This window comes from Oceanicola granulosus HTCC2516 (assembly GCF_000153305.1).
Lineage (GTDB): Bacteria > Pseudomonadota > Alphaproteobacteria > Rhodobacterales > Rhodobacteraceae > Oceanicola > Oceanicola granulosus.
The window spans coordinates 141,429-166,661 of sequence record NZ_CH724107.1; the positions used below are offsets into that span (position 1 = coordinate 141,429).

The following is a 25,233-nucleotide window of genomic DNA, read 5'->3' on the forward strand; positions in this document are numbered from 1 at the left end:
GGCATATCCCTGGGCGCATCAATACCCGGAGAGACGCCATGACCGCCCCCGCTTCGCTGCAATCGCTGGACGGCAAGGTCGCCGTCGTGACCGGCGCCTCGCGCCGCATCGGCCGTGCCACGGCGCTCGGCCTCGCGCGGTGCGGCGCCGACGTCGTCGTGACCGCGCGCTCCGCCCGCGACGAGATCGAGGCGGTCGCCCGCGAGATCGAGGGGCTGGGGCAGCGCGCGAAGGTGGTGATGGGCGACGTCTCCGACGAGGCGGAGGCGCGGCGCATGGGCGCGGAGGTGCGCGACGCCTTCGGGCGCGTCGACGTGCTGGTGAACAACGCCGCGATCCGGCGGCAGGTCTCCCTGCTCGAGATGTCGTTCGCGGACTGGCGCGAGATCCAAGGCGTGATCCTCGACGGCGCGTTCCTGATGGCGCGCGAGCTTCTGCCGGCGATGATCGAGACCGGCGGCGGCACGATCGTGAACATCGGCGGCCTGACCGGCCATACCGGGGCGCGCGAGCGCGCGCATGTCTGCGCCGCCAAGGCGGGGCTGGTGGGGCTGACCAAGGCGATCGCCGTCGAGTTCGCCGACAGGGGCATCAACGCGAACTGCCTCGTTCCGGGCAAGATCGGCGGCGCGCGCTCGGCGACGTCGGGCGCATCGCCGATCTCGGCCGACATCCCGCTGGGGCGCGAGGGCGACGTCGAGGAGGCGGCGGCGATGGTGGTGTCGCTCTGCCTGCCGCAGGCACGCTTCATGACCGGCCAGACGGTCCACGTGTCGGGCGGCCTCTACATGCCGTGACCTTCGCCGGCCGCCGGGGTCAGCACGGCGGCCAGCTCGCGGCAATCGTCAAGCGCCGCCACGTCGCGCAGGGCCTCCAGCATCCGCGCGGCGCCCGCATCCCCGAGCACCGGCGCGACCAGGTCGCGCGCCTTCGCCTCCACGTCCCTCGCCGACATCGGGTTCTCCGGCGTACCGTACACCGCCTTGGCGTGATGGCGCAGGCGGCGCCCGTCGGTGCAATCGATCTCGATGATCGCCTGCCGCGCCGGGGTGGCGCGGGTGAGGTCCGGGCTGGGGATGGCCTCCATCCGGGCCCGCAGCGCGCGGACCTCCGGGTCCTGCATCCGCGCCGCCTCGTGGCTGCTCGCGAAGGTGACGCCGCCGTCGATCAACGCGATGGCCAGCAGGTGCTGCAGGCAGACGTCGGGCATGTCGCGGCCGTCCACGATCGGCAGCCGGTCGTCGGGCATGATCGCGCGCAGCGCGGCGACGTCGTGGGCGCGCAGGCCATGCTCCGCGATCAGCGCCGTCACCGCGTCGAGCGCCGCCTGGATCGGTGAGCCGACGCACCACTTCTTGATCGACGCCGCCATGATCTCGTGGCGCGCGCCCAGCCCCTCGGCCAGCAGTCCGGGCGCGGCGTTCTGGGCGAAGGCGGAGATGTAGGAGTGCGTGCCGGTGAGCGCGCCGTCGCAGCCGCTCGCGCCCGAGGCGACGAAGAGGGCGGCGAAGGTGCCGTTGCGCGCGCCCATCCCGCCGAAGTCGAAGGCCTTCTCCACGTGCTCCGCGTCGCGCTGCCAGTAGGCGATGCCGGACGCCTGCTGCGTGGCGTAGGAGAGCAGGTGCTCGGCCTGCCGCGCGTCGAGCCCCGCCAGCGCTCCGGCCGCGGCGGCGGCGCCGAAATTGGCGCCGAGGCAATGGGTGGAATGGGTGCCGCTGCGCGGGCTCGTGTAGCCGAGCGCCAGCGTCGCGCGCGCGCCGATATCGTAGCCGGCGGCGATGGCGCGCAGCAGTTCGGCGCCGGTGGCGCGGCGGTGCTCGGCGACGGCGAGGGCGGCGGGCACGATGGCGCAGCCGGGATGGAAGCGCCCGCCGAGGTGCGAGTCGTCGGTTTCGTCGGCATGGGCGGCCATCGCCCCGGCGAAGGCCGCTTCGACCGGCGGCAGGCGCAGCGGCGTGCCGGGGAGGCTGACCCCGTCCGGGCGTGCGTAGGCCTCCACGTAGGCGCGCGCGCGCAGACCCGCCCGCAGCCCGCCGCCGCTGATCATCGCCGCCAGCGTATCGAGCAGATGCAGCCGGGTCTTCTCCATCACCTCCTGCGGAAGCGGCCTTCTCGCCGCGGCGGCGATATGGGCCGCGACCTGTCTGGTGACGTCGTCCGCCATGCCTGCACTCCCTCCACCGTCCGTCTCGGCTCGGCCGGATAAGATGCAAATTGTCGGCAGTTGACAAGAGCGCGGGGCCTGCCGCAGTCTTCCGGCGTGCGGACGGAGCAGGAGGCTCCGCCGCTCGAATAGGGAGGAGAAGAACCATGAACAGCTATCTGTGCAAGCTCACAGGGGGGGTCGCGCTCGGCCTCATGACCGTGGGAGCTGCCGCGCCCGCGCTGGCTCAGGACTATCCGCACGACACCGTCACGCTCATCACCCACTCGCGCGCCGGCGGCGGCACCGACGTGTTCCTGCGCGAGATGACCAAGTACCTGGGCGAGTATCTCGGGGCCGACTTCGTCGTCGAGAACGTCCGCGGCGGCTCGGGCGCCAAGGCCATGGCCGAACTGGCCCAGTCCCCGGCCGACGGCTCGAAGTTCTACGGAACCACGCCGACCTTCATCAACACGTCGCTGCTGTCGAACCCCGAATACACCTACGAGGACCTCGCCGGCGTCGCCAACGTCTTCCTCGACCCGCAGGTCGTCTACGTCCGCGCCGAGAGCCCCTACGAGAACCTGACGCAGGTCGTCGAAGCGGCGACCGCGGATCCCGGCTCGGTGGTCTTCGGCGTGACCACGCCCGGCTCCCTCGACCGGCAGGTCATGGAGAAGTTCAAGGCGCTGACCGGCGTCACCTCGCCCGTCATCACCCACGACGGCGGCGGCGAGCTGCTGATCTCGGTGCTCAACGGCACCGCGGCGCTCGGCATCGGCGAGATCCAGGAGCTCGACGCGCAGCTCGAAGCGGGCGAGGTGCGGCTGATCACCACCTACACCGCCGAGCGCCTCGAGGGCTTCCCCGACGTGCCGACGGCGCAGGAGCAGGGGATCGACCTCGTCGTGAACAAGTTCCGCGGCATCGCCGGCCCCGCCGGTCTGCCCGACGAGATCTTCGAGGCCTGGGAGACCGCGCTGCAGGAGGTGCTCGAGGACGAGGCGTTCAAGGAGTGGTACAGCGCACAGGCGCTGGTGCCGGCCTTCATGCCGCACGAGGAATACGATGCCTTTCTGGAGGACTTCGCCGCGGATCAGCAGGCGTTCTTCGTCGAATACGGCATCATCGAGTAGGCCGGGACCGGCAGGAGGAGCGTCAGCGCCATGAAGCGTCTGGACAAGGACATCTGGATCGGCCTCGTCATGCTGATCGTCGCCGTGGGCTTCTGGCTGGAGGCGGGCAAGATCCGCGTCAGCCCGCTGGACGACCCGGTCGGCGCGGCGGGCCTGCCGAAGATGCTGGCCTACGCGCTCGGCGCGCTGGCGATCCTGCTGATCGCGAGAAGCCTGATCGGAGCGGCGCTCGCCGTCGCTCCGGCCCCCGCGGTGCTGGACGAGACACCGCCCGTCCGCGAGCGGATGAAGCCGCACCTGCGCGCCATCGGCATGCTGGGCATCGGCGTCGGCTACCTGCTCGTGGTGGCGACGCTGGGCTACGCGATCTCCGTGATGGGACTGATCCTGCTCGTCTCGATCTATATCGGCGCACCCCTGGGCCTGCGCACCGTGCTCGTCGCGGTCGGAGGCGGCATCGCCTTCCACCTGCTGTTCGTCGAGTTCCTCGACATCCCGCTGCCTGCCGGTCTGCTCGGCAGAGTCGTCCCCGGCCTCGCCGGCTGATCCAGTTCGAAAGTCGAAAAGATGGAACCTTTCTCTCACGCCTGGTCGGCCCTGACGACGACTCCGGCGGCCTTCGCGGCCGTGGGCGGGGTGATCTGGGGCATCCTCGGCGGCGCGCTGCCGGGCATCTCGCCCTCGATCGCCATGGCCCTGCTGCTGCCCTTCACCTACACGATGGACCCGATCCCCGCGATCGTGCTGTTGGCCGCCACCTACGTCGGCGCCGAATACGGCGGTTCGATCCCGGCGATCCTGATCCGCACCCCCGGCACCAACGCCGCCGCCGCCACCGCCATCGACGGCTACGAGATGCAGAAGCAGGGCCGGGGCGGCGAAGCGCTCGGCATCTCGCTGGTCTCGGGCGTGATCGGCGGCATGATCGGCCTGTTCTTCCTCGTGCTGCTGACCAAGCCGCTCGCCACGGTCGCGCTCGCCTTCACGCCGCCGGCCTATTTCGCGCTCGGCGTGCTCGGGCTCAGCGTCATCGCGTCGCTGTCGTCGGGCTCGCTGATCAAGGGGCTGATGGCGGGGATCATCGGCCTGATGATCGCCACCGTCGGCACCGACCCGATCTCCGGCGTCAACCGCTTCACCTACGGCGCGCCGAACCTGCTGGGCGGCATCCCCTTCATCCTCGTGATGGTCGGCGTCTTCGCCGTCTCCGAACTGCTCGTGCAATCGGGCAAGAAGGAATATCGCCGCTCGAGCGACAGCCGCCAGATGCGCATCCGCCTGCCGAGCTGGATGACCCTGAAGCGCCTGCGCAAGCCGCAGGCCATCGGCTCCGGCATCGGCCTGTTCGAGGGCTGCATGCCCGGCGCGGGCGGCTCCATCGCGGCCTTCATGGCCTACAACGAGGCCCGCCGCTGGTCCAAGAACCCCGAGGAATTCGGCAAGGGCTCGCCCGAGGCGATCGCCGCGCCCGAGAGCGCCAACAACACCGTCGCGGGCACCGCGCTGGTGCCGATGCTGTCCTTCGGCATCCCCGGCTCGAACTCCACCGCGATCCTGCTGGGGGGCCTCTTGATCCACGGGCTGCAGCCGGGGCCGATGCTGTTCGAGCAGCACCCCGACTTCATCTACGGCCTGTTCGGCGGCCTGTTCGTGGCCAACCTGTCGCTGTTCTTCGTCGGCCTGCTGATCCTGAGCCCCGCGATCTGGCTCGTGAACCGGCCCAAGCCCTACCTGATGGCGGCGATCTACGCGCTGATCTTCTCGGGCATCTACTCCATCGATAACACGCTGTTCGACCTCTACATCGTGCTCATCGCGGGGGCGGTGGGCTACGTGATGCGGCTGCTCGGCTTCCCGTTCCTGCCGCTCGTGCTCGGCCTCGTGCTCGGCTACCTCATCGAGTCGAACTACCGCCGCTCGCTGCTGCTGACGGGCGGCGAGCACCGGGTGTTCATCGAGGACCCGATCTCGCTGGGCCTGCTGATCGTCGCGGCGCTGTTCGTCATCGGCTCGACGCTGCGCGACCTGCGCGACGCCCGGCGCAAGCGCGCGGCGGCGATGGAACTGCAGGAACCGGAGGCGTGAGGCTGCACGCGGTCCGCCCGCTGAAGCCGCAGGAGCGCCGCCCGCGCGAGGACGAACTCGCCTGGAAGATCGCCGAGGTCGCCGCCGACGGCGCGCCCGACGATCCCGCGGCGCTAGAGATGGCGGCGATGCGCATCGTCGACGACTGGGCCGTCGCGGCCGCCGCGCTCAACCGGCCCTCGGTGATCTCCGCGCGCGGCGCGGCGCTCGATACCGGGCTCCGGCCGCGCGGCGCGACGGTCATCGGCTGCGGCGACGCGCTGTTCGATCCCTACCGGGCCGGCTACGCCAACGCCACGGCGATCCGCGAGCTCGACTTCAACGACAGCTTCTTCGCCGCCGACTCCAGCCACCCCGGCGACGTGATCGGCCCGCTCGCCGCCGTCGCGCAGGGGCGGGGGCTGGATGGCATGGCGCTGCTGCGCGGGATCGTCACCGCCTACGAGATCCAGGTCGACCTGGTGAAGGGCATCGCCCTCAACCGCTACCGCATCGACCACGTCGCCCATCTCGGCCCGGCGGTGGCGGCGGGGATCGGGACGATGCTGTCGCTGCCCGTACCGGTGATCTACCAGGCGGTGAACCTCGCGGCGCAGCTCGCGGTCTCCACCCGGCAGACCCGCAAGAACCGGATCTCGTCCTACAAGGCCAACGCCCCCGGCCATGTCGGCCAGATCGCCATGCTCGCCGTCGACCGGGCGATGCGCGGCGAGAGCAGCCCGGCCCCGGTCTACGAGGGCGATTACGGCATCCTCGCCATCCTGCTCGGCGGACCCGAGGCGGAGGTGCAGGTGCCGCTACCCGAGCCGGGCGAGCCGAAGCGCGCGATCCTCGAGACCTATCCCAAGGAACACTCGGCCGGCTACCACGGGCAGGCCCTGATCGACCTCGCCTACAAGATGCGCGACCGGATCGGCCCCGAGGACGACATCCGCGACATCGTCATCCGTACCAAGGAGCTGACCCACCTCGTCATGGGGTCGGGCGCGGGCGATCCCGAGAAATGGGATCCGCATGCGAGCCGCGAGACGCTCGACCATTCCGCGATGTTCATCTTCACCGTCGCGCTGCAGGACGGCGTCTGGGACCACGACAACAGCTACGCCCCCGACCGCGTCGCCCGGCCCGACACGGTGGCGCTCTGGCGCAAGGTGCGGACCGAGGCCGACGACGCCTGGACCCGCGCCTTCACCGATCCCGCGCCGCTCGACAAGGCGCATGGCGGGCGGGTCGTGGTCACCTACGCCGACGGCTCGACCTACGAGGAAGAGCTCCGCGTCGCCAACGCCCACCCGCGCGGCGCGCGCCCGTTCGGGCCGGCTGAATACCGGGCCAAGTTCCTCGATCTCGCCGGGCCGGCGGTGGACGGGGTGGAATGCGCCCGTTTCCTCGGTGCCGTGGAGCGGATGATGGCCGGCGGGCTGGACGACCTGACGCAGCTCTCGCTGCAAGCCAGGCCCGGCATCCTCAGGGAGGCATCGCCGGGCCTGTTCTGACCCTCGCGCCGTCAGGCCGCCGCGCGCGCCTTCTGCCGGACGAGCGTCGCGGCGAGGCGGAGCGCGGTCTCCGATGCCCCGGTGTCGGCCTTGCCCTGACCGACGATGTCGTAGGCGGTGCCGTGGGCGGGGGTGGTGAAGATCGTCTCGAGCCCGGCCGTGACCGTGACGCCCTTGTTGAAGCCACGCAGCTTCGTCGCGATCTGTCCCTGGTCGTGATACATCGCCAGCACGCTGTCGAACTCGCCCGCGAACGCCTTGAGATAGACCGTGTCCGAGGGGAAGGGGCCGGTGCAGTCGATGCCCTTGGCCGCCATCTCCTCGACCGCGGGGCGGATGATCTCGATCTCCTCGCGGCCGAACAGCCCGCCCTCTCCGTTGTGCGGGTTGAGCGCGGCGACGGCGATGCGCGGCGTCTCGATCCCCGCCTTGCGCATCGTGTCGTGCGCCAGCTGCAGCGCCCGGCAGATGTTGGGCCCGGTGATCTGATCCACCGCCTCGCGCAGCGAGACGTGGCTGGTCACGCGGGTCATCCACTGGCCCTCGAGCACGTTCATCTCCGAGAACGGCCCCTCGTGCGCCAGCAGGTGGGCGAACATCTTGTGCTCGTCGGGAAACTCCCAGCCACCCAGGAACATCGCCCGCTTGTTGAGCGGGGCGAAGCTGATGGCGTCCACCTTGCCCGCCCTGGCGAACTCGATGGCGCGCGCGAGCGTGTCGCCGGTGAGGCGGCCCGACGTGGGGTCGGGCTCGCCGAGGGGCAGGGCGTCGGGGTCGATGTTGCCGAGGTCCACGATCGGCACGGCATCGCCGTCGAAGGTCGCCTTCGCCGGGCTCTCGACCGGGGCGAGCGTCAGCTCCACCCCGGCGAAGCGGGCGCCGCGCTCGATGACGCGCGCGTCGCCCACCAGCACGATCCGCGCCACCTCGGCCAGGCGCCCGTCGTGCACGATGCGCGCGACGAGTTCGGGTCCGATCCCGGTGCAGTCGCCCGGTGTGAGGGCGATGACGGGTCTGTCGTCTTGCATGCTCGCCTCCTCAGCTCAGCGCGTCGGCGATGGCCTTGCCGCAATCCACCGTGCCCAGCGGCCCGCCGAGGTCGCCGGTGCGCAGCTTCTGCTCGCTCAGCACCGTCTCGATGGCCTGCACGATGCCGTCGGCGGCCTCCTTGTGCCCCAGGTGCTCGAGCATCATCGCCCCGGCCCAGATCTGGCCGACCGGGTTGGCGATGCCCTTGCCCGCGATGTCGGGCGCCGAGCCGTGGACCGGCTCGAACAGCGACGGGAAGCGGCCGGTGGGGTCGATGTTGCCCGAGGGGGCGACGCCGATGGTGCCGGTGCAGGCGGGGCCGAGGTCGGACAGGATGTCGCCGAACAGGTTGGAGCCCACGACCACGTCGAACCAGTCGGGGTTGAGCACGAACTGCGCGGTGAGGATGTCGATGTGGTACTTGTCGACCTTCACGTCGCCGTAGTTCTTGGCCATCTCCTCCACCCGCTCGTCCCAGTAGGGCATGGTGATCGAGATGCCGTTGGACTTCGTCGCCGAGGTCAGGTGCTTGGCCGGGCGGCTCTGGGCCAGCTCGAAGGCGAACTTCAGGATGCGGTCGGTGCCGTGCCGGCTGATGACGGTCTCCTGCACGACGATCTCGCGGTCGGTGCCCTCGTACATCTTGCCGCCGATGGAGGAATATTCGCCCTCGGTGTTCTCGCGCACGACGTAGAAGTCGATGTCGCCCGGCGCGCGATTGGCCAGCGGGCTGGGCACGCCGGGCATCAGCCGGACCGGGCGGAGGTTGACGTACTGGTCGTACTCGCGGCGGAACTTCAGCAGCGAGCCCCAGAGCGAGACGTGATCGGGCACCACGTCGGGCCAGCCGACCGCGCCGAAGAAGATCGCGTCGCTGCCCTCGAGGCGGGTCTTCCAGTCCTCGGGCAGCATCTCGCCGGTGCGGCCGTAGTAGTCGCAGGAGGCGAAGTCGTGCTCCTTGAAGTCGAAGGAGAGGTCATAGCGCTTGGCCGCGGCCTCGAGCACGCGCAGCCCCTCGGGCACCACTTCCTTGCCGATGCCGTCGCCGGCGATGACGGCGATGTTGAGCTTGTTGGATGTCATGTCGTCTCCTTGTCGAAACCTGGGGCGCGCCGCGTGGGGCGGGGCCTGCGATACTGGTGATGGGTGGCGCGGCCCTCGCCGCGAAGCGCAGGGGCCGCCGCGGCGGCCCCTGTCGTCGTCTCAGTCGCCCGGAGGCAGCGACGAGGCCCGTCGCGCCATCCTCGCCCGGCCGGCGCGCAGGGCGCCGCCGATGAGCGGGCTGGCAAGGCTGAGCGCGGTGAGCACGTAGAACAGGTTGGCGATCCAGCTGTGGAAGAACAGCGTCCAGTCGCTGTCGAAGATGATCATCGCCTGGCTCCAGTTCTTCTCGAGCAGGCCGCCCAGCACCAGTCCCATCACGAAGGGCGCGGGCCCGAACCCGTGGCGCATCGCCACGAAGCCGATGAGCCCCGAGCCCAGCATCACCCAGACGTCGAACATCTGCTGCTGGTAGGCGTAGGCGCCCACGATCGAGAAGCAGAACACCGCCGGCCACAGGAAGGTGCGCGGGATCAGGGTGATCATCGAGAACACCTTGGCGCCGGCCAGACCCACGAACAGGAAGGCGAAGTTGGCGATGAACATGGCGATGAAGATCGCGTAGAGGATCTCGGGCGTCTCGCGCATCAGGAACGGGCCGGGACGGAAGCCGTGCATGATCAGTGCCGCCAGGATCACCGCCGTGGTGCCCGAGCCGGGGATGCCGAGCGCGAGCGTCGGGACCATCGCGCCGGAGGTGCCGGCGTTGTTGGCGGCCTCCGGGCCGGCGATGCCCTCGACCGAGCCCTTGCCGAACTCCTCGGGCGTCTTCGACCAGCGCTTGGCCTCGTTGTAGCCCATGATCGCGGCGACGGTGGTGCCTTCGGCGGGCAGGATGCCGACGATGGTGCCGATGCCGGACGAGCGCAGGATCGTCTTCCAGATGCGGCGGACGTCGTCCATGCTCGGCAGCCGGATCGCCACGTCGCGGATCCGCTCGAGCGCGGTGGTGTGCAGGCTCGCCTGCTTGAGCAGCTCGGCGATGGCGAAGACGCCGATCAGCACCGGCACGAAGTCGATCCCGTCATAGAGGAACGTCGTGCCGAAGGTGAACCGCTCGACCCCGGTGACGAGGTGGATGCCGACGACGCTGACCAGCACGCCGAACATCCCCGAGATCAGGTTGCGCGGCGCCGACTTGCCGCTGATCGCGGCGAGCATCGACAGGCCGAACAGCGTCAGGGCGAAGTATTCCTGCGGCCGGAAGCTCAGGGCGACCTTCGCCAGCAGCGGCGCGGCGATGATGAAGGCGACGAGGCTGAGCAGGCCGCCGCTGACGCTCGAGATGGCCGCGATGCCGAGCGCGCGGCCGGCTTCGCCGCGCTGCGCCATCGGGTAGCCGTCGAGCGCCGTCGCCACCGCGGGGGGCGCGCCGGGCGCGTTGATGAGGATGGCCGTGATCGAGCCGCCGAAGGTGCCCGCGCAGTAGAGCGCGGCCATCATCGAGATGGCGACGACGGGCTCCATGCCGATGGTGAAGGGCAGCAGCAGCGCTACGGCCATGGTGGAACTGAGGCCGGGCAGGGCGCCGATCACCACACCAAGCAGCACGGACATGAAGATCAGTCCGAGGCTGGTCGGCGTAAGGATCAGCTCCATGCCTGTCATGATGGCGTCGATATTCAAGTCCGTCTCCTATAACGGGGTAGGCTCCGGGCACGCATCAGCGCAGCAGGTCGCCGAACAGGCCGCGGGGGAAGGTCACCTGCAGCACTTCCGAGAACAGGAAGAGCACGGCGAGCGGGAAGATCACGATGAAGGGGATCAGCAGTTTCCACCGGCGTTCGCCCCACAGCAGGGGAAGCGCGGCGGTCACGAGGACCAGCGCCGGCAGGGCGCCCAGCAGGGGCATGGCGGCCACGAGCGCCAGCAGCAGGCCGGCGGTGATCAGGACGATCGGCTTCAGCGGCTCCGCGCGCTCCTCGTCGAGGTCGATGCCGCTCTTGAGCTTGCGATGGTACTCGAACGGGATCAGCAGCGAGATCGCCGCGATCACGCCCAGCACGAGGCGGGGAAAGGTCGGCGGCTGGACGTTCTGTGCCAGCGAGTCGGGCACGGAATCGAACCAGAAGGTGCGCAGGTAGAGCGCGGCGCAGATGCTCAGGACGATGAAGGTGACCCAGATGTCGGGCCGGTGGACCCGGAAATTGGGGGAGCCATCGGCCCCCCCGTTCCCGATCCCGGCCTTGCGGGATGTCTCGTTCATGGCTTGGTCCGTTCAGCGGTCGGTCATGCCGAGGTCGCGCAGGGCCTCGAGCGAGACGTTGTACTCGTCCTTGAGCTGGGCGTCCCACTCCTCGGCACCGGCCACGTTGCTCTCCGGGTCGAGACCGCTGGAGCGCAGGTAGTCCTCGAACCGCTCGCTCGACATCGCCTCGAGGATCATCTCCTCGATCTCCGCGACGATGGCCGGATCGGTGTCGCCGTGGACGAAGTAGCCGCGCGTGGTGGTCACGGAGACGTCGTGGCCGTTCTCGTAGGTCGAGGGGACGTCCGGCAGGTCGCCGACGCGCTCGGGGTAGAGCACCGCGATGGCGCGCAGGTCGCCTTCCTGGATCTGCGGCAGCGCTTCCGAGATGTTCGCCAGCGAGGCGTCGACGGCGCCGGAGCGCAGCGAGGTGATCATGTCGCCACCACCGCCGAAGGGCACGACGCGGATCTCCGCGTCGGCCGCACCGGCCCAGCGCGAGATGCCGATGTGCTCGGTGCCGCCGACCTGCGCCACGCCCCAGGTCAGGGCCTGGTCCTGCGAAGAGTCGACCAGCTGGTCGTAGCTCTCGATGTCGCTGTCGGCGCGCACCACGATGACGGACGGGTCGTCCATCGCGCGGGCGACGCCCTGCAGCTGCTCGATCTCGACGGGCGAGTTGCCGCGCGCGATCGTGTAGAGGTGGGTCTGGGTGAGCGCGAAGATGGTGTGGCCGTCGGGGCCGCGATCCACGAGGTACTCGTGCGCCGCGCGGGCACCGCCGCCCTGCTTGTAGACAACGCGGATGTCCTCGTCGATCAGGTCACGCGCCTCTTCCATCCACATGCGGATGGTGGTGTCCGTGCCGCCACCGGCGGAGGAGTGGGAGACCACTTCCACAGTGTCGCAGGGCCATTCTTCCGGCGAGCAGTCGTTCTGCGCGCTGGCCGCGAACGGGGCGAGCGCGAAGGCGGCCAGGCCCGGGATAAACGTCTTTGCAATCGTCATGTCTTAGGTTTCCTCCCTAGTTTGCACCACCAGCGCCGTCCGTGTTCGGCGAGGCAGCGAAGGGGGGCTGACGAGTCCCCCTCACGGCCGGACGCTAGAGACTGAATCGCAAACTGTCAACAATAGGCAGAAGCGCTCGCCGCGTGACGTGGATGGCCGATGGTGGCGGGCTCGGCAAGCGAGGGCGAACAGCAGGCGGCCCCCGGTGGGCGAATCCGCGCCGATGGGTTTCACCTGCCGCCGGCGGCGCGGGGCAGGCCCGGCACCCGGACGGCGGGATCGGCTGATCGCCGGGCCGTCAGGCCGGGCGGAGCGGGCCCGGCCGGCTGGCGTTCAGCAGCTGAGGCAGGATCGCCTTCCAGGCCTCGAGGATGGCGCGGAAATAGGCGGGGTCGTCCTTGAGCACGGTCTGCACGCCCATCCCCCGCACGAGGCAGACGGTCATGTTGAGCGCCACGCGGGTCGTCGCCGGCTGGCCCTCGGCCTGCTTCTCGAACTCGCTCCAGATCCCGTCGAGCGCGGCGTGGAAGTCGCGCACGACGGGCTTCATGCGGCCGCGCAGCTCGCTGTCGGTGCGGGCCTCGTTGATGAATTCCAGCGACAGGAAGAAGAAGCGGCCCGAGAACATCTGCCAGAGGAACTCGACGAATTCGCCGAGGCTGATCTCCTGGGCCGCGACCGCTCCCGCGAGCTGGCGGATCTCGCGGGTGTTCTCGCGCAGCAGCTCCTCCATCGCCGCCACGATGATGTCGGAGCGGGTCGGGAAATGGTGCAGCAGCGCGCCGCGCGACACGCCGGCGCGGCGGGAGAATTCGGGGGTGGAGGCGGACTTGAAGCCCACGTCGTAGATGACCTCGAGCGCGGCCTGCACCAGCTTGCGCCGCGTGGTGGCGCTGCGCGCCTGGGCGGGCCTGTCGCCGCGCCTCGTGGATGTCGTCTCGTTCGTCACGGGCTCCTCCTCTCCTCGCCGAACCGGGGACGGGCGGTCAGTAGGCAAGCGACGGCAGCCACAGCGAGATGATCGGGAAGGCGATCAGGATGACCAGCGTCAGCAGGTCCATCGCCAGGAACCAGGTGATCCCCCGGAAGATCTCGGGCAGGCTCACCCTGTTGTTGAGCGCTCCGTTGATCATGTAGACGTTCAGCCCGATCGGCGGCGTGATGAGGCCGATCTCCAGCAGCTTGATGACGATGATGCCGAACCAGACCGGGTTGATCTGGGCCTCGTTCACGAGCGGCACGAGGATCGGGAGCGTCAGCAGCAGCAGGCCGATGCTGTCGATCAGCATTCCCAGCACCAGGAAGATCACCGCCACCGCGAAGAGGATCCACCAGGTCTCGGTGCTCACCGAGAGGATCGCGTCGGAGAAGGCGCGCGGGAAACCCGACAACGCGAGGAAGCGGGTGAAGAACAGCGAGCCGATGAGGATGAGGAAGATCGACGCGGTCGAGACGACCGCCTGCGTCACCGCCTCGAACAGCGCGCTGCGCGTCAGCTTGCGCCGAACCACGGCGATGACCAGCGCCGCGAAGGCGCCGAGGGCGCCGGCCTCGGTCGGCGAGAACACCCCGGTGAAGATGCCGCCCAGCACCACGAGGATCAGCGTCGGCAGCGGCCACACGTCGCGGAACGCCTCGCGCCGCTCCTCAGGGGTCGGGTTGATCTCGACCGCGCCGGCGAGGGACGGGTTCAGCTTCACGCGGATGACGATCATCGCCATGTAGATCAGCGCCGACAGCAGCCCCGGCAGGAAGCCCGCCATGAAGAGCTGGCCCACCGAGACCTGCGCATAGACCCCGTAGAGGATCAGCAGCACCGAGGGCGGGATCAGCGAGCCGAGCGTGCCCGACGCGGCGATGGTGCCGGTGGCGAGGCCCCGGTCGTAGCCGTTGTTGAGCATCTCCGGCACCGCCATGCGCGACATCGCCGAGGCGGTCGCGACGGACGAGCCGGAGGCGGCGGCGAAGAAGGCGCAGGCGCCGACCGAGGTGATGGCGAGGCCGCCTGGCAGGCGGGCGAGGTAGAGCCGCAGCGCCAGGAACAGGCCGCGGGTCATGTCGGTGGAGGAGCAGATGAAGCCCATCAGCAGGAACATCGGCGCCGCCGACAGCTCCCACTGGCCGACATAGTCGAACGGCGTCGCCGAGATCATCCCCCAGGCGACGTTCATGTTGAACATGACCGCGATGCCGCCGATCGAGACCAGGCCGAGGGCGAGCCCGATCGGAACCCGGATCGCGATCAGCACGAGCGCCAGGACGACACCCGCGATGCCGATTTCGAGATTGCTCATGTCGTCCTCTCCGGGAGCGCGCCGCGCGATGTCACAGCGGCTGCCGCCGCACGACCGCCCGCAGCAGGTTCGCCATCACCGCCAGCAGGACGCCGGCGAATCCGATGGGCAGCGCCCAGCGCGCCGGCCAGATGTAGAAACGGAAGTTGCTCATCGCCTCCTCGGCGCGCCCGGTGGCGCGGATGGCGTCGTCGAGCGATTGCCAGAAGAGCATGCCGAAGAACACCAGCCCGAGGATGCAGGCGAAGATGTAGAGCCCGAGCTGCACCGGCGCGGGCATCATCTGGGCGAACAGGTCGACCCGGATGTTCTCGTTGCGGAACTCGACGTAGCCCAGCGCGAGGAACACCAGCGCCACCATGTAGTAGAACGAGACCCACTCAAGGGTGCCGACGATCTGCCCGTTGACGAAGTAGCGCACCCCCACGTCGATGGTGATGTGCGCCATCATCAGCAGCATCACGACGCAGGCCGCGGCGACGGTGCCGATGTTGAGCCAGCGGATGATCCCGAGGATGAGTTGCATGGCGGGGCTCCGCGTGCTGGTCGTGGGGGCGCGGGCCGGTCCGGAGACAGGCCCGCGCTGGATCTCAGTTCACGCCGTAGGTGGTGGCGTCGATCTTGCTGAAGATCTCTTCCATGGCGAGCGCGGTCAATGCGTCCTCGTCGGTCGTGTCGACGTCCGCCAGCAGGTCGTCCCACTTCTGCATCGTCGCCTCGAAGTCGCTGATCAGCGCTTCGGGATCGGCGACGCCGAAGTCGGTGCCGGCCTTCTCGGCGGCGGCGGAGGAGGTGCGATCGCGAAACTCGGCGACGTGATCGGCCAGGTCCTGCTCGGGTTCGTAGACGTTGCCGCCGGCGGCCTGCGAGGCCTCGAGGCCGGCCTCGACCTTATCGTTGTAGGCGATGACCATCCGCGCCATCGACCGCGCCGAGGCTTCCATCAGCACTTCGCGCTGCTCGGGGGTGAGGCCGGCCCAGAAGTCGGGGTTGTAGCCCCATTGCGGACCCGACCAGTACATGCCGGTCGACAGCAGCGTCGTGTGCTCGGCCACCTCGAGCAGCGAGCGGTCGACGAGGTCGCTGGCGGCGTTCGTCGCGCAGTCGAGCGTGCCGCGCTCGAGGCCGGTGTACATCTCGCTGGAGGGCACGTTGACGGGGATGCCGCCGGCTTCCTCGACCCAGACCGACACCGCGGAGCCGGCGGTGCGGATGCGCTTGCCGCGCATTTCCTCGAGGTTGCGCACCGGGCTCGAGCACATCAGGACGTAGGCCGGGGTGGCGTAGGCGCCGAGGTAGACGAGGCCCTTGTCCTCCCACTCCTGCAGCTGCACCTCGTTGTTCATCGAGAAGTCGGTGACCGCGAAGATCGCCTGCACCGGGTCGGAATAGGCGAAGCCCAGCTCCTGCACGGCGTTCGAGACCGGCAGGTCGGAGGGCGTGTAGATGGCGGCGTGGTGGGCCACCTGCACGACGTTGTCCTGGATCCCCTGGAGCGCGGCGCGCGGGGCGAGCAGGACGGTGCCGGTGTAGACCTCCGGATCGAGGTCGCCGCCGGACAGCTCCTCGACGAGCTCGGCCCAGCGGATGTAGCCTTCGCCCGACATCGGCACCGCGCCGTCGTAGAAGCTGTTGGCGATGAAGGTCGTCTGCGCGCTCGCGGCGCCGGTCGTCAACAGACCGGCGAGCGCCGTGTAGGTGAGCAGTTTCTTCATGGTCTTCTTCCCCGTTGGTTGGTGGTTCTTCGCGTCAGCGCAGGCTCGAGGCGACCTTGACCGCCTCGCCGCCCTTGAGGATCAGCGGCATGTGGGCGCCCTGGCCCGTCAGCAGCTCCAGGTCGTCGAGCGGGTTGCCCTCGACGGCGATGATGTCGGCATGGGCGCCGGGGGCGATGGTGCCGATCTCGCCCTCCATCCGCAGGACCTTCGCGGCGTCCACCGTGGCCGAGCGGATGACCGCGTCGGCGGGGATGTAGCGCCCGCGCAGGGGGAACTCGCCGGACTGCTCCGTCTGCATGCCCCCGAGCAGGTCCGAGCCGTAGCCCATCAACACGCCGGCGGCGTGCATCTTCTCCAGCCGCTCCAGCCCGTGCTCGCGCACGTCGGCGACCTTCGCCACCGATTCCGGCGGCAGCCCGAACTCCGCGCCACGGCGGGCGAGCAGGTCGTAGGTGATGTTGGTGGGCACGACCGGGATGCCCTCCCGGGCGACGCGGGCGATGGTGTCGTCGCCGATCAGGTTGCCGTGCTCGATGCACTCGAAGCCGCAATCGAGCGCCCGCACGATGGCCTCGTCGGCGTAGAGGTGCCCCGTCGCGTAGGTGCCGAAGTTGCGGGCGATCTCGACCAGCGCCTTCAGCTCGTCGATGGAATAGACGAGGTAGCCGATCGGGTCGGAGGGCGAGGACACGCCGCCGTCGGCCATGACCTTCACGAACTGCGCCCCGTTCTTGATCTCCTCGCGGGCGGCCCGCTGGACCTCGGCCACGCCGTCGCACAGCCGGCCCATCGCGCCGAGGCTCTGGTCGTACCAGGCCGCCGAGCGGTTGTCGTAGGGCCCGCGATAGTCGGTGTGCCCGCCGGTCTGCGACAGGGCCTTGCCGCAGATCACGAGCCGCGGGCCGAGGAAGATGCCCTCCTCCACGGCCTGCTGCAGCCCCCGGTCGGCGCCGCCGAGATCGCGCACGGTGGTGAAGCCGCGCATCAGCATGTTGCGCATCAGCACGCTGCTGCGCGCGGCCACGAGCGAGTCGGGCAGGGAGGCGTTGAGGCCCAGGTCGGCCGTGGTCGCGATCACGTGCACGTGGCAGTCGATCAGCCCCGGCATGACCGTCAGGCCGGCGAGATCGAGCACCTCGTCGGTGTCGGTCGCGGCATTGGCCCCGACCTCGCGGATGCGGCCGTCCTCGATCACGATGTTCATCGGATCGGTGGGTTCGCTCGCCGTTCCGTCCACGATTCGCGCGTTCTTCAGTAGTCTGGTGGTCATGTCGCCTCTCTGGTCGGGCGCACGGCGTCGCCGCGGCTCCGGTCGTCGTTCGCGGGCTGCCGTTCAGGCCGCCGCCGTGGCCTTGCTCGCGTGCCAGCTCTCGATGAAGGCCAGCGCGGCCTGCAGGTCGACCACGTCGACGTAGCGCCGCCCGAGGTCGCGCAGGTTGTCGCGGTGGGGCTGCTCCTCGATGTCGCCCACGCAATCCTCCGGAACCAGCGTGCGGTAGCGGTGGCTGAAGGAGTCGATGGAGCTGGCCCGGATGCAGCCGCTGGTGTTGCAGCCGGTGACGATGACGGTGTCCACCCGCTCCTTGGCGAAGTAGTCGGCCACGCCGGTGTTGAAGAAGATCGACGGGCCCTTCTTGGTGACGAAGAGGTCGTAGTCGGGATCGAAGATGCGCGGGTCGAGCGCGGCGCTGGGGTGGTCATGGCGGAAGGTCTCGCGCACCGCGGTGATCTTCCAGTAGGGCATCTCGCGTTCGTTCATGTAGGCGGTGTTGCAGGTCGCGACCGGCACGTCGCACGCCCGCGCCACGTCCAGCAGCTTCGCGGTGTTCTCCAGCGCGCGCATCACCAGCGGCGCGCCGCCCAGCGGATACTGCGACTCCGTAAAGCCCTTCTGGAAATCAACCACCACGATGCCCGGCTTCGACCCGGTCCCGACCGGGATCTCGCCGTAGCTCCGCTGCTTGTAATCGTCCTGCGCCGACATGCGTCCATCCTCTCGTGAAAACTCCGCCGATCCTTCTCCGGCAAAAACAATCAGTCAAGACTGTTTTTACCGACCGCCGGCCATCCCGGCCCCCGGCTGCCGGAATCGCGGCTGGTTGCCTTCGGGATGGGCGAAATGGCGACGCACTCTGCCGGGGCGGGGAGGGGGCAGAACGAACCGGCCGGGCTCGCCGCGCGTTCGCTGTGAAGCCACCGCCGCCACACGGAAAAAGCCATGGACCGGACCCCGCCGCCCCGGGAGCGCATCGGCGTCATTTCCGACACCCACGGCCTGCTCCGACTCGAGGCGCTCGACGCGCTCGACGGGGTCGGCCACATCCTGCACGCCGGCGACATCGGCGAGCCGGCCCATCTCGAGACGCTGGGACGGATCGCGCCGGTGACGGCGATCCGCGGCAACATCGACCGCGGCCGCTGGGCCGAGGCGCTGCCAGAGAAGGTGACCGTCACCCTCGGGGGGCTGCGGATCCACATGATCCACGACCGCAAGGCCCTGCGGACCGATCCGGTCGCCGAGGGATGGGACGTCGTGATCTCCGGACATTCCCACAAGCCGGGCATCGACGGCACCGGCACGCCGCTCTGGCTCAATCCCGGCGCCGCCGGCCCGCGCCGCTTCCGCCTGCCGATCACGCTGGCATTCCTCTGGAGCGAGGCCGGCCGGCCCCGCGCGACGATCCACCCGCTGCCGGTCTGACCCGGCCAGCCGGCGAGAAAGGCGGGCTCAGTCGCGCCCGGAGAGCGCCGCGCGCATCTCGGCGATGAGCTCGCCGATCCGGTCGCCGGCGCGCAGCAGGCTGCCGCCGAGCAGGTAGACGCAATCCTCGCCGTATTGCGCCATCATGTCGGGCAGGCGCTCGGGCGACATGCCGCCGCCGGGGCTGGGCAGGATCGCGGGGCCGAGGCCCTCGGGGTCGCGGCAGGCGCGCACGATCTCCTCGCACTCGTCCACCGAAAAGCCGAAGCGGCCGCCATGGTTGGGGAAGACGGAGATGTCGGCGCCCGCCAGCCGCATCAGCTGGCCGAACAACATGCCGTGCCCGTAGCCGTGGTCGGGCGAGAGCACGTAGGGGCCGAGGTGGCTCGGATGGGCCATGATCGGCAGGTCGAAATCGGGGTCCTGCGCCAGCTCGAACATCGCGTCGAACCCGTGAAGGCCCGGGATCAGCAGGATGCCGTGCGCGCCGCTCTCCTTGGCGTAGTAGGCCTGGTCGCGGAGCTGGTGGGGCGGGCCGCAGAGGTTGGCGAAGTAGAGCGCCTGCGTCGTGTCGCCCTGGTCCCGGCGCTCCGCGTTGGCCCGGCCGACCGCCTCGGCGCAGGCCCCGATCCGCTCCCGGAAGGGCGCGGCGTCCTGGTTGGCGAGGCCGTGGTCTTCCTTCACGATGTCCGCGCCGGCGACCGCCGAGAGGTAGCAGAGCCGGGCGAGGGTCTCGGCCGAGCTGCCCTGCGGCTTGATGACCGGACAGACGAACCCGCCGCTGGCGCGGCCGGTCAGCCGGCGCACCCCGGCCGCGCCGAACCGGGCCCCGGGGAAGCGCTCGGCGAGCGCGGCGTCGGGCGCGAGGTCCACGGCCTTCACGCCGCGCAGGATCGAGGCGTTGCCGAGGATCACGTTGAGCAGCTGCGGCAGCTCGCGCCCGACCGCGTCGACATGGTAGCCGATCAGCGCCGTCCACACGCCGCCGCCGCGCGCCGTCACCGACTCGACCCGCCCGAGGACCACGTCCTCGACATAGCCCGCCGGCACCACGTCGCGGGGGATCTCCACCGTGTCCTCGAGCGCGATGGAGGCCGCCCGGGCCGCGGCGTCGGCCTCGTCCTCGGCGACGATGCGGTAGGTGACGACGAAGCGATCCATCAGAGGCCCTCGGCCTTGGCCAGCGAGTGCACCGCCTCGACCCGCGCCTGGGCGAGGTCTTCCTCGGTGATGCCGAGCGGCTGGCCGAGCAGGTCCTCGACGCCGCGGGTCAGGGCGAGCGCGTCGAGCCCGTAGTAGCGCATCAGGTAGGCGCGGCTGCCGCCGTGGGCGTAGGTGTCCTTGAGCCCGAGCCGGCGCAGCTTCTTGCCGATGCCGTTGTCGGCCATGACCTCGGCCACCAGCGAGCCGATGCCGCCCTCGGTGACGTGGTTCTCCAGCGTGATCACCCCGCCCCTGACCGCGCCGATGTGGTCGAGCAGCGCGCCCGCGTCGAACGGCTTGATCGTGTGCAGGTGCAGGTGGCGCACCGAGACGCCGGCGGCCTCGAGCGCGCGGGTGGCGCGCATCGCCTCCTCGGTGGTGATCCCGGCGGTGACGATCAGGACGTCGTCGCCGAGGCTGATCTCGCGCATCTCGCCGACCTTGATCGGGGTGTCGAACAGCCGCGGGACGGAGCCGCGCAACACCCGGCAATAGACCGGCCCATCGATGCTGTCGGCGGCGGCGCAGATGCTCTCGACCTCGGTGGCGTCGCCGGTCTCGAGGATGGTCATGTTCGGCATCGAGCGCATCACCGCGATGTCCTCGATCGCCTGGTGGGTCATGCCGCCCGGGGTGGTGATCCCCGGCAGGAAGCCCATGATCCGCACCTTGCGGCGCGGATAGGCGATGGAGGCCATCAGCTGGTCGTAGGGGCGGCGGTAGGTGAACACCCCGAAGGTGTGCACGAAGGGCCGGAAGCCGGCGAGGCCGAGGCCGCCGCAGAAGCTCATCATGTTCTGCTCGGCCATGCCCATCGACAGGAACTGGTCGGGGTGGTTGTCGCGGAACTTGTCGATCTCGCAGGACGAGGTCAGGTCGGCGGAGATGCAGAGCACGTCCGGGTTGGCGAGGGCGTGTTGCTCGAACGCGCGCTCGTAGGGGCGGTTAACCATGTCTACCATCGGGTGGCCTCCGGCTCAGTGGGCGTAGTCGATGGGATCGACGCCCAGCGACTGCGCGATCGAGGTGTTCATGCGGGCGCGTTCCTCCTCGGACTTGAAGCGCACGTAGTGCAGGCGCGGGAACCGCTCCTCGAGGATCGGCATCGTGTGGAACGGGTTGGTCTGCGCCAGGATGATCAGCGGCTTGCCCTCGTGCGGGGTCTTCACCGCCTCGCGCATGGCGTCGAGGTCGTGGCCGTCGATCTCGACCGCGACGGCGCCGAAGGCCTCCATCTTGGTCTTGATGTCGCCGACCTCCATGACGCTGTCCATGGCCCCGTCGCATTGCTGGTTGTTGACGTCCATGATCGCCAGGACGTTGTCGATGCGGTGGTGCGCGCAGGCCTGGATCGCCTCCCAGGTCTGGCCCTCCTGGACCTCGCCGTCGGACATGAACACCCAGACCCGGCCGCTCTCGCCGCGCCGGCGGCGGCCCCAGGCGAGGCCGGCGGCGGTGGAGAGGCCGATGCCGAGGGTGCCGTTGTGCACCTCCATGCCGGGGCTGTGCTCGGCGCCGATCATCTCGACCGACGAGCCGTCCTGGTTGAACATCTCGAGCCCCTCGGCCGCCATCCGCCCGGTCTCGACCAGGGTGGCGTAGGCGACGAGCGCGTAGTGCGCGGGCGCGATGAACAGCCGGTCGAGGTCGGGCTCGAAGGGGCCGTTGTAGCCCGCCCCGGTGTGGTAGTCGGGATTGTCGGCGTGCGGCACGCCGCCGAAGGGCTTCGGGATCATCGGCAGGGTCGGCGCGCCGAGATTGAGCTCTTCGTTGTAGAGCCAGGCCAGCTGCTCGGCCGCCGAGCAGGCCTGCGACAGGTAGCCGCCGTTGTTGCGCATGGCGTGCTCGAACACCCGCCGCCGGATGCCGAGCGCGATGTCTTCTGTGGTCTGGTGGTTTCTCATGCACTCTCCTCGAGGAAGGTCTCCTGCGCCCGCTTCATCGCCAGCAGGCTCTCGGCGAAGGGCGGGCGGGCAATCCCATGTTCGGTGATGATCCCCGCGATCAGCCGGTGCGGCGTGACGTCGAAGGCGGGGTTGAAGGCCGGGGCGCCATCGGGGGCGATGGATTGGCCGTTGATGGCGAGGATCTCGCTGTCGTCGCGCTCCTCGATCTCGATGTCGTCGCCGGTCGCGGTCGAGAAGTCGATCGTCGACATCGGCGCGGCGACGTAGAAGGGCACGCCGTTGTCGGCGGCCGCGAGCGCCAGGTTGTAGGTGCCGATCTTGTTGGCGACGTCGCCGTTGGCGGCGACCCGGTCGCAGCCGACCACCGCGATGTCGACGTCCCTGGTGCGCATGATGTGGGCCGAGGCGCCGTCGACGACGATGGCGTGGGGGACGCCGAACTGCAGCAGCTCGAACGACGACAGCTTGGCCCCCTGCAGCCGCGGCCGGGTCTCGTCGATGTAGGCGAAGACCTCGTGGCCGGCCTCGTGGGCGCTGCGGATGATGCCGAGCGCGGTGCCGAGGTCGACGGTGGCGAGCGAGCCGGTGTTGCAATGATGGAAGAAGGTGACCTTCCGCGGCAGGATCTTCAGCGCCTGCTCTGAGATCGCGCGGTTGACGGCGATGTCCTCGGCCTCGATGCGCCGCGCCTCGCGGTCGAGCGCGGCGAGCAGCGCCTCGCTGTCGCCGGCCCCGGACCAGACCGCGCGCATCCGGTTCAGCGCCCAGGACAGGTTCACCGCCGTCGGCCGGGCGGCGCGCAGCACCGCGTCGGCCTCGCTCAGGCGCGCCTGCAGGTCCTCGCCCGCCCCGGCCGCGCCGCGCGCCGCCTGCAGGATGCCGAAGGCGGCGGCGACGCCGATGGCGGGGGCGCCGCGCACGGTCATGTCGTGGATCGCCCCGGCGATCTCGGCCGGGGTGGTCAGCTCCAGGTAATGCACCTGCTGCGGCAGGGCCTTCTGGTCGATCAGCTTCAGAATGCTGCTGTCGTCCAGCCACTCGATCGCGCGAAACCCCATCAGTCTCTCCTGTTGGCTATGTCTGCCGCCAGCCGCCGCACCTCGGCCTTCACCGGCTCGGTCGGCGTCGTCGGGCGCCCGTCGGCGACGAGGGCCCGGCCCCGCGCCAGCACGTGGCGCACTTCGCTGCGCCCGGCGCTGAAGACGAGCGTCGAATAGGGGCAGTAGGACGGCACGTTGTGCGGCGCGTCGGTGGCGACGACGGTGATGTCGGCCTGCTTGCCGACCTCGAGGCTGCCGGTCCGCGCGCCGAGCCCCAGCGCCATGGCGCCGCCGGAGGTGGCCATCGCGACGAGGTCGCGGGCGGGCAGGGTGTCGGAGGTGCCGCTGCGCAGGTTGTGGACCAGCGCCGCCAGCCGCATCGTGGCGAACATGTCGAGGTCGTTGCCGCTCGCCGGCCCGTCGGTGCCGAGCGACAGCGTCACGCCGCTCGCCCGCATCTCGCCGATCGGCGCCATGCCCGAGGCGAGCTTGGCGTTGGAGAGCGGGCAATGGGCCACGCCCGCGCCGGCATCGGCGAGCAGGGCGATCTCCTCGCCATCGAGATGCACCGCATGGGCGAGCAGCAGCGGCTGTTCCAGCAGGCCCGCCCGCTCGAGCGCGCGCACCGGCGTGGTGCCGTAGGCGTCGCGCACCAGCTGCATCTCCCAGGCCGCCTCGGCGGCGTGGATGTGCACCCCGCAGCCCGCCGCCCGCGCCAGGTTGGCGATCTCGGCGAGCTTGTCGGCGTCGAGCGTGTAGCAGCCGTGCGGCAGCAGCATCGGCTGCACCCCGTCGACCCCGGAATACCGCTCGAGAAAGCCCTCGGTGTAGGCCATGCGCTCGGCCCAGCCCATGCCGTCCACGCCCTCGACGTTGAGCATCGGCGGGCCCGAGGTGAGCCCCATCCCGACCCGCTGCGCGGCGGCGATGGTGGCCTCGGGGTACCAGTACATGTCGAGGAAGTGGGTCACGCCGCTCAGCGCCATCTCGGCGATCGCGAGCTCGGCGCCGAGCTCGACGCTGGCGGGGCCGATGTGCTCCGCCTCGGCGCGCCAGACGGTGCGCAGGAAGCCGTCGAGGTCGACGTCGTCGGCGAGGCCGCGGAACAGCGTCATCGCGGCGTGGCAATGGGTGTTGACGAAGCCGGGCAGGATGATCCCGCCTTCGGCGTCGATCACCCGCTCGGCGCTCAGCCCGGCGGCGTCGGCATCGGCGCCCACGTGGCTGATCCGCCCGCCGGTCACCGCGACATACCCGGCGTCGTGCCGGGTGAAGTCGCCGTCCATGGTCAGCACCACGCCGCCGCGGATCAGGGTGTCGACGCGCATCTCAGGCCTCGACGGCCGGCAGCCCCGGGATCAGGGCCTGCATCAGCGCCAGCAGCTTGGGCTCGATGATGCGGATCGACTCCCAGACCTCGGCCTCGTTGGTTACGTGGCTGTCGGCGGTGGAGCTGACCGCGATATTGGTTACCGCCGAGAGCGCCAGCACCCGCACGCCCATGTGCCGCGCAGCGATCACCTCGGGGACGGTGGACATGCCGGCGAGGTCGACGCCGGCGAGCTTGAGCAGGCGGATCAGGGCAGGGGGCTCGAAGCTGGGGCCGACGAGGTGGCCGTAGACGCCGCGGGCGATGTCGGGGGAGAGCGATTGCACGAGGTCGATCAACTCGGGGTCGTAGGCGCGGTTCATCGACACGAATCGCTCGCCGATCCCGGGGTCGTTGGGCCCGCGCAGGGGGTCGTGGCCGCTCGCGACCGCCAGCGACAGGTGGTCCTCGATGGCGACGAGGTCGCCCACCTGCATGCCCTCGCCCATGCCGCCGGCGGCGTTGGTGAAGATCGCCGTCTGCGCGCCGAGCGCCGCCATCACCCGCATCGGGAAGGCGACCTCCTGGGCCGAGTAGCCCTCGTACATGTGGACCCGGCCGCGCATCGCCACACAGGCGCGGCCGAACAGGGTGCCCACCATCAGCACCCCGTCGTGGCCCTGCACGGTGGAGACCGGGAAGTGCGGGATGTCGGCGTAGGGGATCGTCGTGCCGTCGAGGTGATCCGCCAGCGGACCGAGGCCGGAGCCGAGCGTCAGCGCGATCTCGGGCACCATGTCGGTCCGGGCACGGATCGCCGCGACGGCGTCGGACAGCTTGGCGTTCAACATGTCGGATCCTCCGGAAGGCGCACG

Annotated in this window: 24 protein-coding genes; 6 read left to right on the top strand and 18 right to left on the bottom strand. The window is 70.0% G+C overall.

Annotated elements, in window-relative coordinates:
- The first annotated feature begins 38 nt into the window (after positions 1–38).
- Positions 39–797, top strand: coding sequence for an SDR family NAD(P)-dependent oxidoreductase (locus OG2516_RS00680; protein ID WP_007253656.1), 759 nt, complete (start codon positions 39–41; stop codon positions 795–797).
- On the opposite strand, the gene OG2516_RS00685 is transcribed toward OG2516_RS00680, so the two are convergent.
- Positions 785–2,164, bottom strand: a complete 1,380-nt coding sequence (locus OG2516_RS00685; protein ID WP_007253657.1) for an MmgE/PrpD family protein — start codon at positions 2,162–2,164, stop codon at positions 785–787. The genes OG2516_RS00680 and OG2516_RS00685 overlap by 13 nt on opposite strands.
- Positions 2,165–2,310: 146 nt before the next feature.
- On the opposite strand from OG2516_RS00685, the gene OG2516_RS00690 reads away from it, so the two are divergent.
- From OG2516_RS00690 to OG2516_RS00705, 4 genes are read left to right on the top strand one after another with little or no spacing between them, the layout of a single operon-like run.
- A complete protein-coding gene (locus tag OG2516_RS00690) occupies positions 2,311–3,279 on the top strand; it encodes a Bug family tripartite tricarboxylate transporter substrate binding protein (RefSeq protein WP_007253658.1) in 969 nt (322 codons plus the stop codon).
- A 30-nt stretch (positions 3,280–3,309) separates the two neighbouring features.
- Positions 3,310–3,825, top strand: a complete 516-nt coding sequence (locus OG2516_RS00695; protein ID WP_007253659.1) for a tripartite tricarboxylate transporter TctB family protein — start codon at positions 3,310–3,312, stop codon at positions 3,823–3,825.
- Between the two features lie 21 nt (positions 3,826–3,846).
- Entirely contained in the window at positions 3,847–5,364 is a 1,518-nt protein-coding gene (locus OG2516_RS00700) for a tripartite tricarboxylate transporter permease (protein WP_007253660.1), read from the top strand.
- Positions 5,361–6,860, top strand: coding sequence for an MmgE/PrpD family protein (locus OG2516_RS00705; protein ID WP_007253661.1), 1,500 nt, complete (start codon positions 5,361–5,363; stop codon positions 6,858–6,860). The genes OG2516_RS00700 and OG2516_RS00705 overlap by 4 nt, the downstream gene beginning before the upstream one ends.
- Before the next feature lie 11 nt (positions 6,861–6,871).
- Here the strand turns inward: OG2516_RS00705 and OG2516_RS00710 are convergent, their stop codons facing one another.
- From OG2516_RS00710 to OG2516_RS00760, 11 genes are all read right to left on the bottom strand, one after another.
- Positions 6,872–7,888, bottom strand: coding sequence for a PdxA family dehydrogenase (locus tag OG2516_RS00710; protein ID WP_007253662.1), 1,017 nt, complete (start codon positions 7,886–7,888; stop codon positions 6,872–6,874).
- Positions 7,889–7,898: 10 nt separating this feature from the next.
- A complete protein-coding gene (locus OG2516_RS00715) occupies positions 7,899–8,972 on the bottom strand; it encodes a tartrate dehydrogenase (protein ID WP_007253663.1) in 1,074 nt (357 codons plus the stop codon).
- A gap of 120 nt (positions 8,973–9,092) precedes the next feature.
- A complete protein-coding gene (locus OG2516_RS00720; RefSeq protein WP_007253664.1) occupies positions 9,093–10,616 on the bottom strand; it encodes a tripartite tricarboxylate transporter permease in 1,524 nt (507 codons plus the stop codon).
- Between the two features lie 37 nt (positions 10,617–10,653).
- Positions 10,654–11,196, bottom strand: coding sequence for a tripartite tricarboxylate transporter TctB family protein (locus OG2516_RS00725; protein WP_007253665.1), 543 nt, complete (start codon positions 11,194–11,196; stop codon positions 10,654–10,656).
- A gap of 12 nt (positions 11,197–11,208) precedes the next feature.
- Positions 11,209–12,186, bottom strand: coding sequence for a Bug family tripartite tricarboxylate transporter substrate binding protein (locus tag OG2516_RS00730; RefSeq protein ID WP_007253666.1), 978 nt, complete (start codon positions 12,184–12,186; stop codon positions 11,209–11,211).
- A gap of 298 nt (positions 12,187–12,484) precedes the next feature.
- On the bottom strand, positions 12,485–13,135 hold the full coding sequence (locus OG2516_RS00735; RefSeq protein WP_007253667.1) for a TetR/AcrR family transcriptional regulator: 651 nt from the start codon (positions 13,133–13,135) through the stop codon (positions 12,485–12,487).
- A 37-nt stretch (positions 13,136–13,172) separates the two neighbouring features.
- On the bottom strand, positions 13,173–14,480 hold the full coding sequence (locus OG2516_RS00740; protein ID WP_007253668.1) for a TRAP transporter large permease: 1,308 nt from the start codon (positions 14,478–14,480) through the stop codon (positions 13,173–13,175).
- Positions 14,481–14,511: 31 nt separating this feature from the next.
- Positions 14,512–15,006 carry a TRAP transporter small permease subunit gene (locus tag OG2516_RS00745; RefSeq protein WP_007253669.1) on the bottom strand — a complete coding sequence of 165 codons (495 nt, stop codon included), beginning with the start codon at positions 15,004–15,006 and terminating at the stop codon, positions 14,512–14,514.
- A 64-nt stretch (positions 15,007–15,070) separates the two neighbouring features.
- On the bottom strand, positions 15,071–16,195 hold the full coding sequence (locus OG2516_RS00750) for a C4-dicarboxylate TRAP transporter substrate-binding protein (RefSeq protein ID WP_007253670.1): 1,125 nt from the start codon (positions 16,193–16,195) through the stop codon (positions 15,071–15,073).
- Positions 16,196–16,229: 34 nt separating this feature from the next.
- On the bottom strand, positions 16,230–17,468 hold the full coding sequence (locus tag OG2516_RS00755) for a metal-dependent hydrolase family protein (RefSeq protein WP_040614861.1): 1,239 nt from the start codon (positions 17,466–17,468) through the stop codon (positions 16,230–16,232).
- Between the two features lie 63 nt (positions 17,469–17,531).
- A complete protein-coding gene (locus OG2516_RS00760; protein ID WP_007253672.1) occupies positions 17,532–18,182 on the bottom strand; it encodes an isochorismatase family protein in 651 nt (216 codons plus the stop codon).
- 234 nt (positions 18,183–18,416) lie between these two features.
- On the opposite strand from OG2516_RS00760, the gene OG2516_RS00765 reads away from it, so the two are divergent.
- Positions 18,417–18,899: a metallophosphoesterase family protein gene (locus OG2516_RS00765; protein WP_007253673.1), complete on the top strand. Its 483-nt coding sequence runs from the start codon at positions 18,417–18,419 to the stop codon at positions 18,897–18,899.
- Between the two features lie 27 nt (positions 18,900–18,926).
- Here the strand turns inward: OG2516_RS00765 and OG2516_RS00770 are convergent, their stop codons facing one another.
- The 6 genes from OG2516_RS00770 to OG2516_RS00795 are packed head-to-tail and all read right to left on the bottom strand — an operon-like array spanning position 18,927 to position 25,209.
- Positions 18,927–20,060, bottom strand: coding sequence for a RuBisCO large subunit C-terminal-like domain-containing protein (locus OG2516_RS00770; protein ID WP_007253674.1), 1,134 nt, complete (start codon positions 20,058–20,060; stop codon positions 18,927–18,929).
- On the bottom strand, positions 20,060–21,064 hold the full coding sequence (locus OG2516_RS00775; protein WP_007253675.1) for a transketolase family protein: 1,005 nt from the start codon (positions 21,062–21,064) through the stop codon (positions 20,060–20,062). The genes OG2516_RS00770 and OG2516_RS00775 overlap by 1 nt, the downstream gene beginning before the upstream one ends.
- 15 nt (positions 21,065–21,079) lie before the next feature.
- Positions 21,080–22,006, bottom strand: coding sequence for a transketolase (locus OG2516_RS00780; protein ID WP_007253676.1), 927 nt, complete (start codon positions 22,004–22,006; stop codon positions 21,080–21,082).
- Entirely contained in the window at positions 22,003–23,067 is a 1,065-nt protein-coding gene (mtnA, locus tag OG2516_RS00785) for an S-methyl-5-thioribose-1-phosphate isomerase (RefSeq protein ID WP_007253677.1), read from the bottom strand. Before mtnA ends, OG2516_RS00780 begins: the two co-directional genes overlap by 4 nt.
- Entirely contained in the window at positions 23,067–24,377 is a 1,311-nt protein-coding gene (locus tag OG2516_RS00790; protein WP_007253678.1) for an amidohydrolase family protein, read from the bottom strand. Before OG2516_RS00790 ends, mtnA begins: the two co-directional genes overlap by 1 nt.
- A 1-nt stretch (position 24,378) precedes the next feature.
- The gene (locus OG2516_RS00795) at positions 24,379–25,209 is read right to left on the bottom strand and encodes a purine-nucleoside phosphorylase (protein WP_007253679.1); all 831 of its coding nucleotides are present in this window, start codon (positions 25,207–25,209) and stop codon (positions 24,379–24,381) included.
- Between the last annotated feature and the right edge of the window lie 24 nt (positions 25,210–25,233).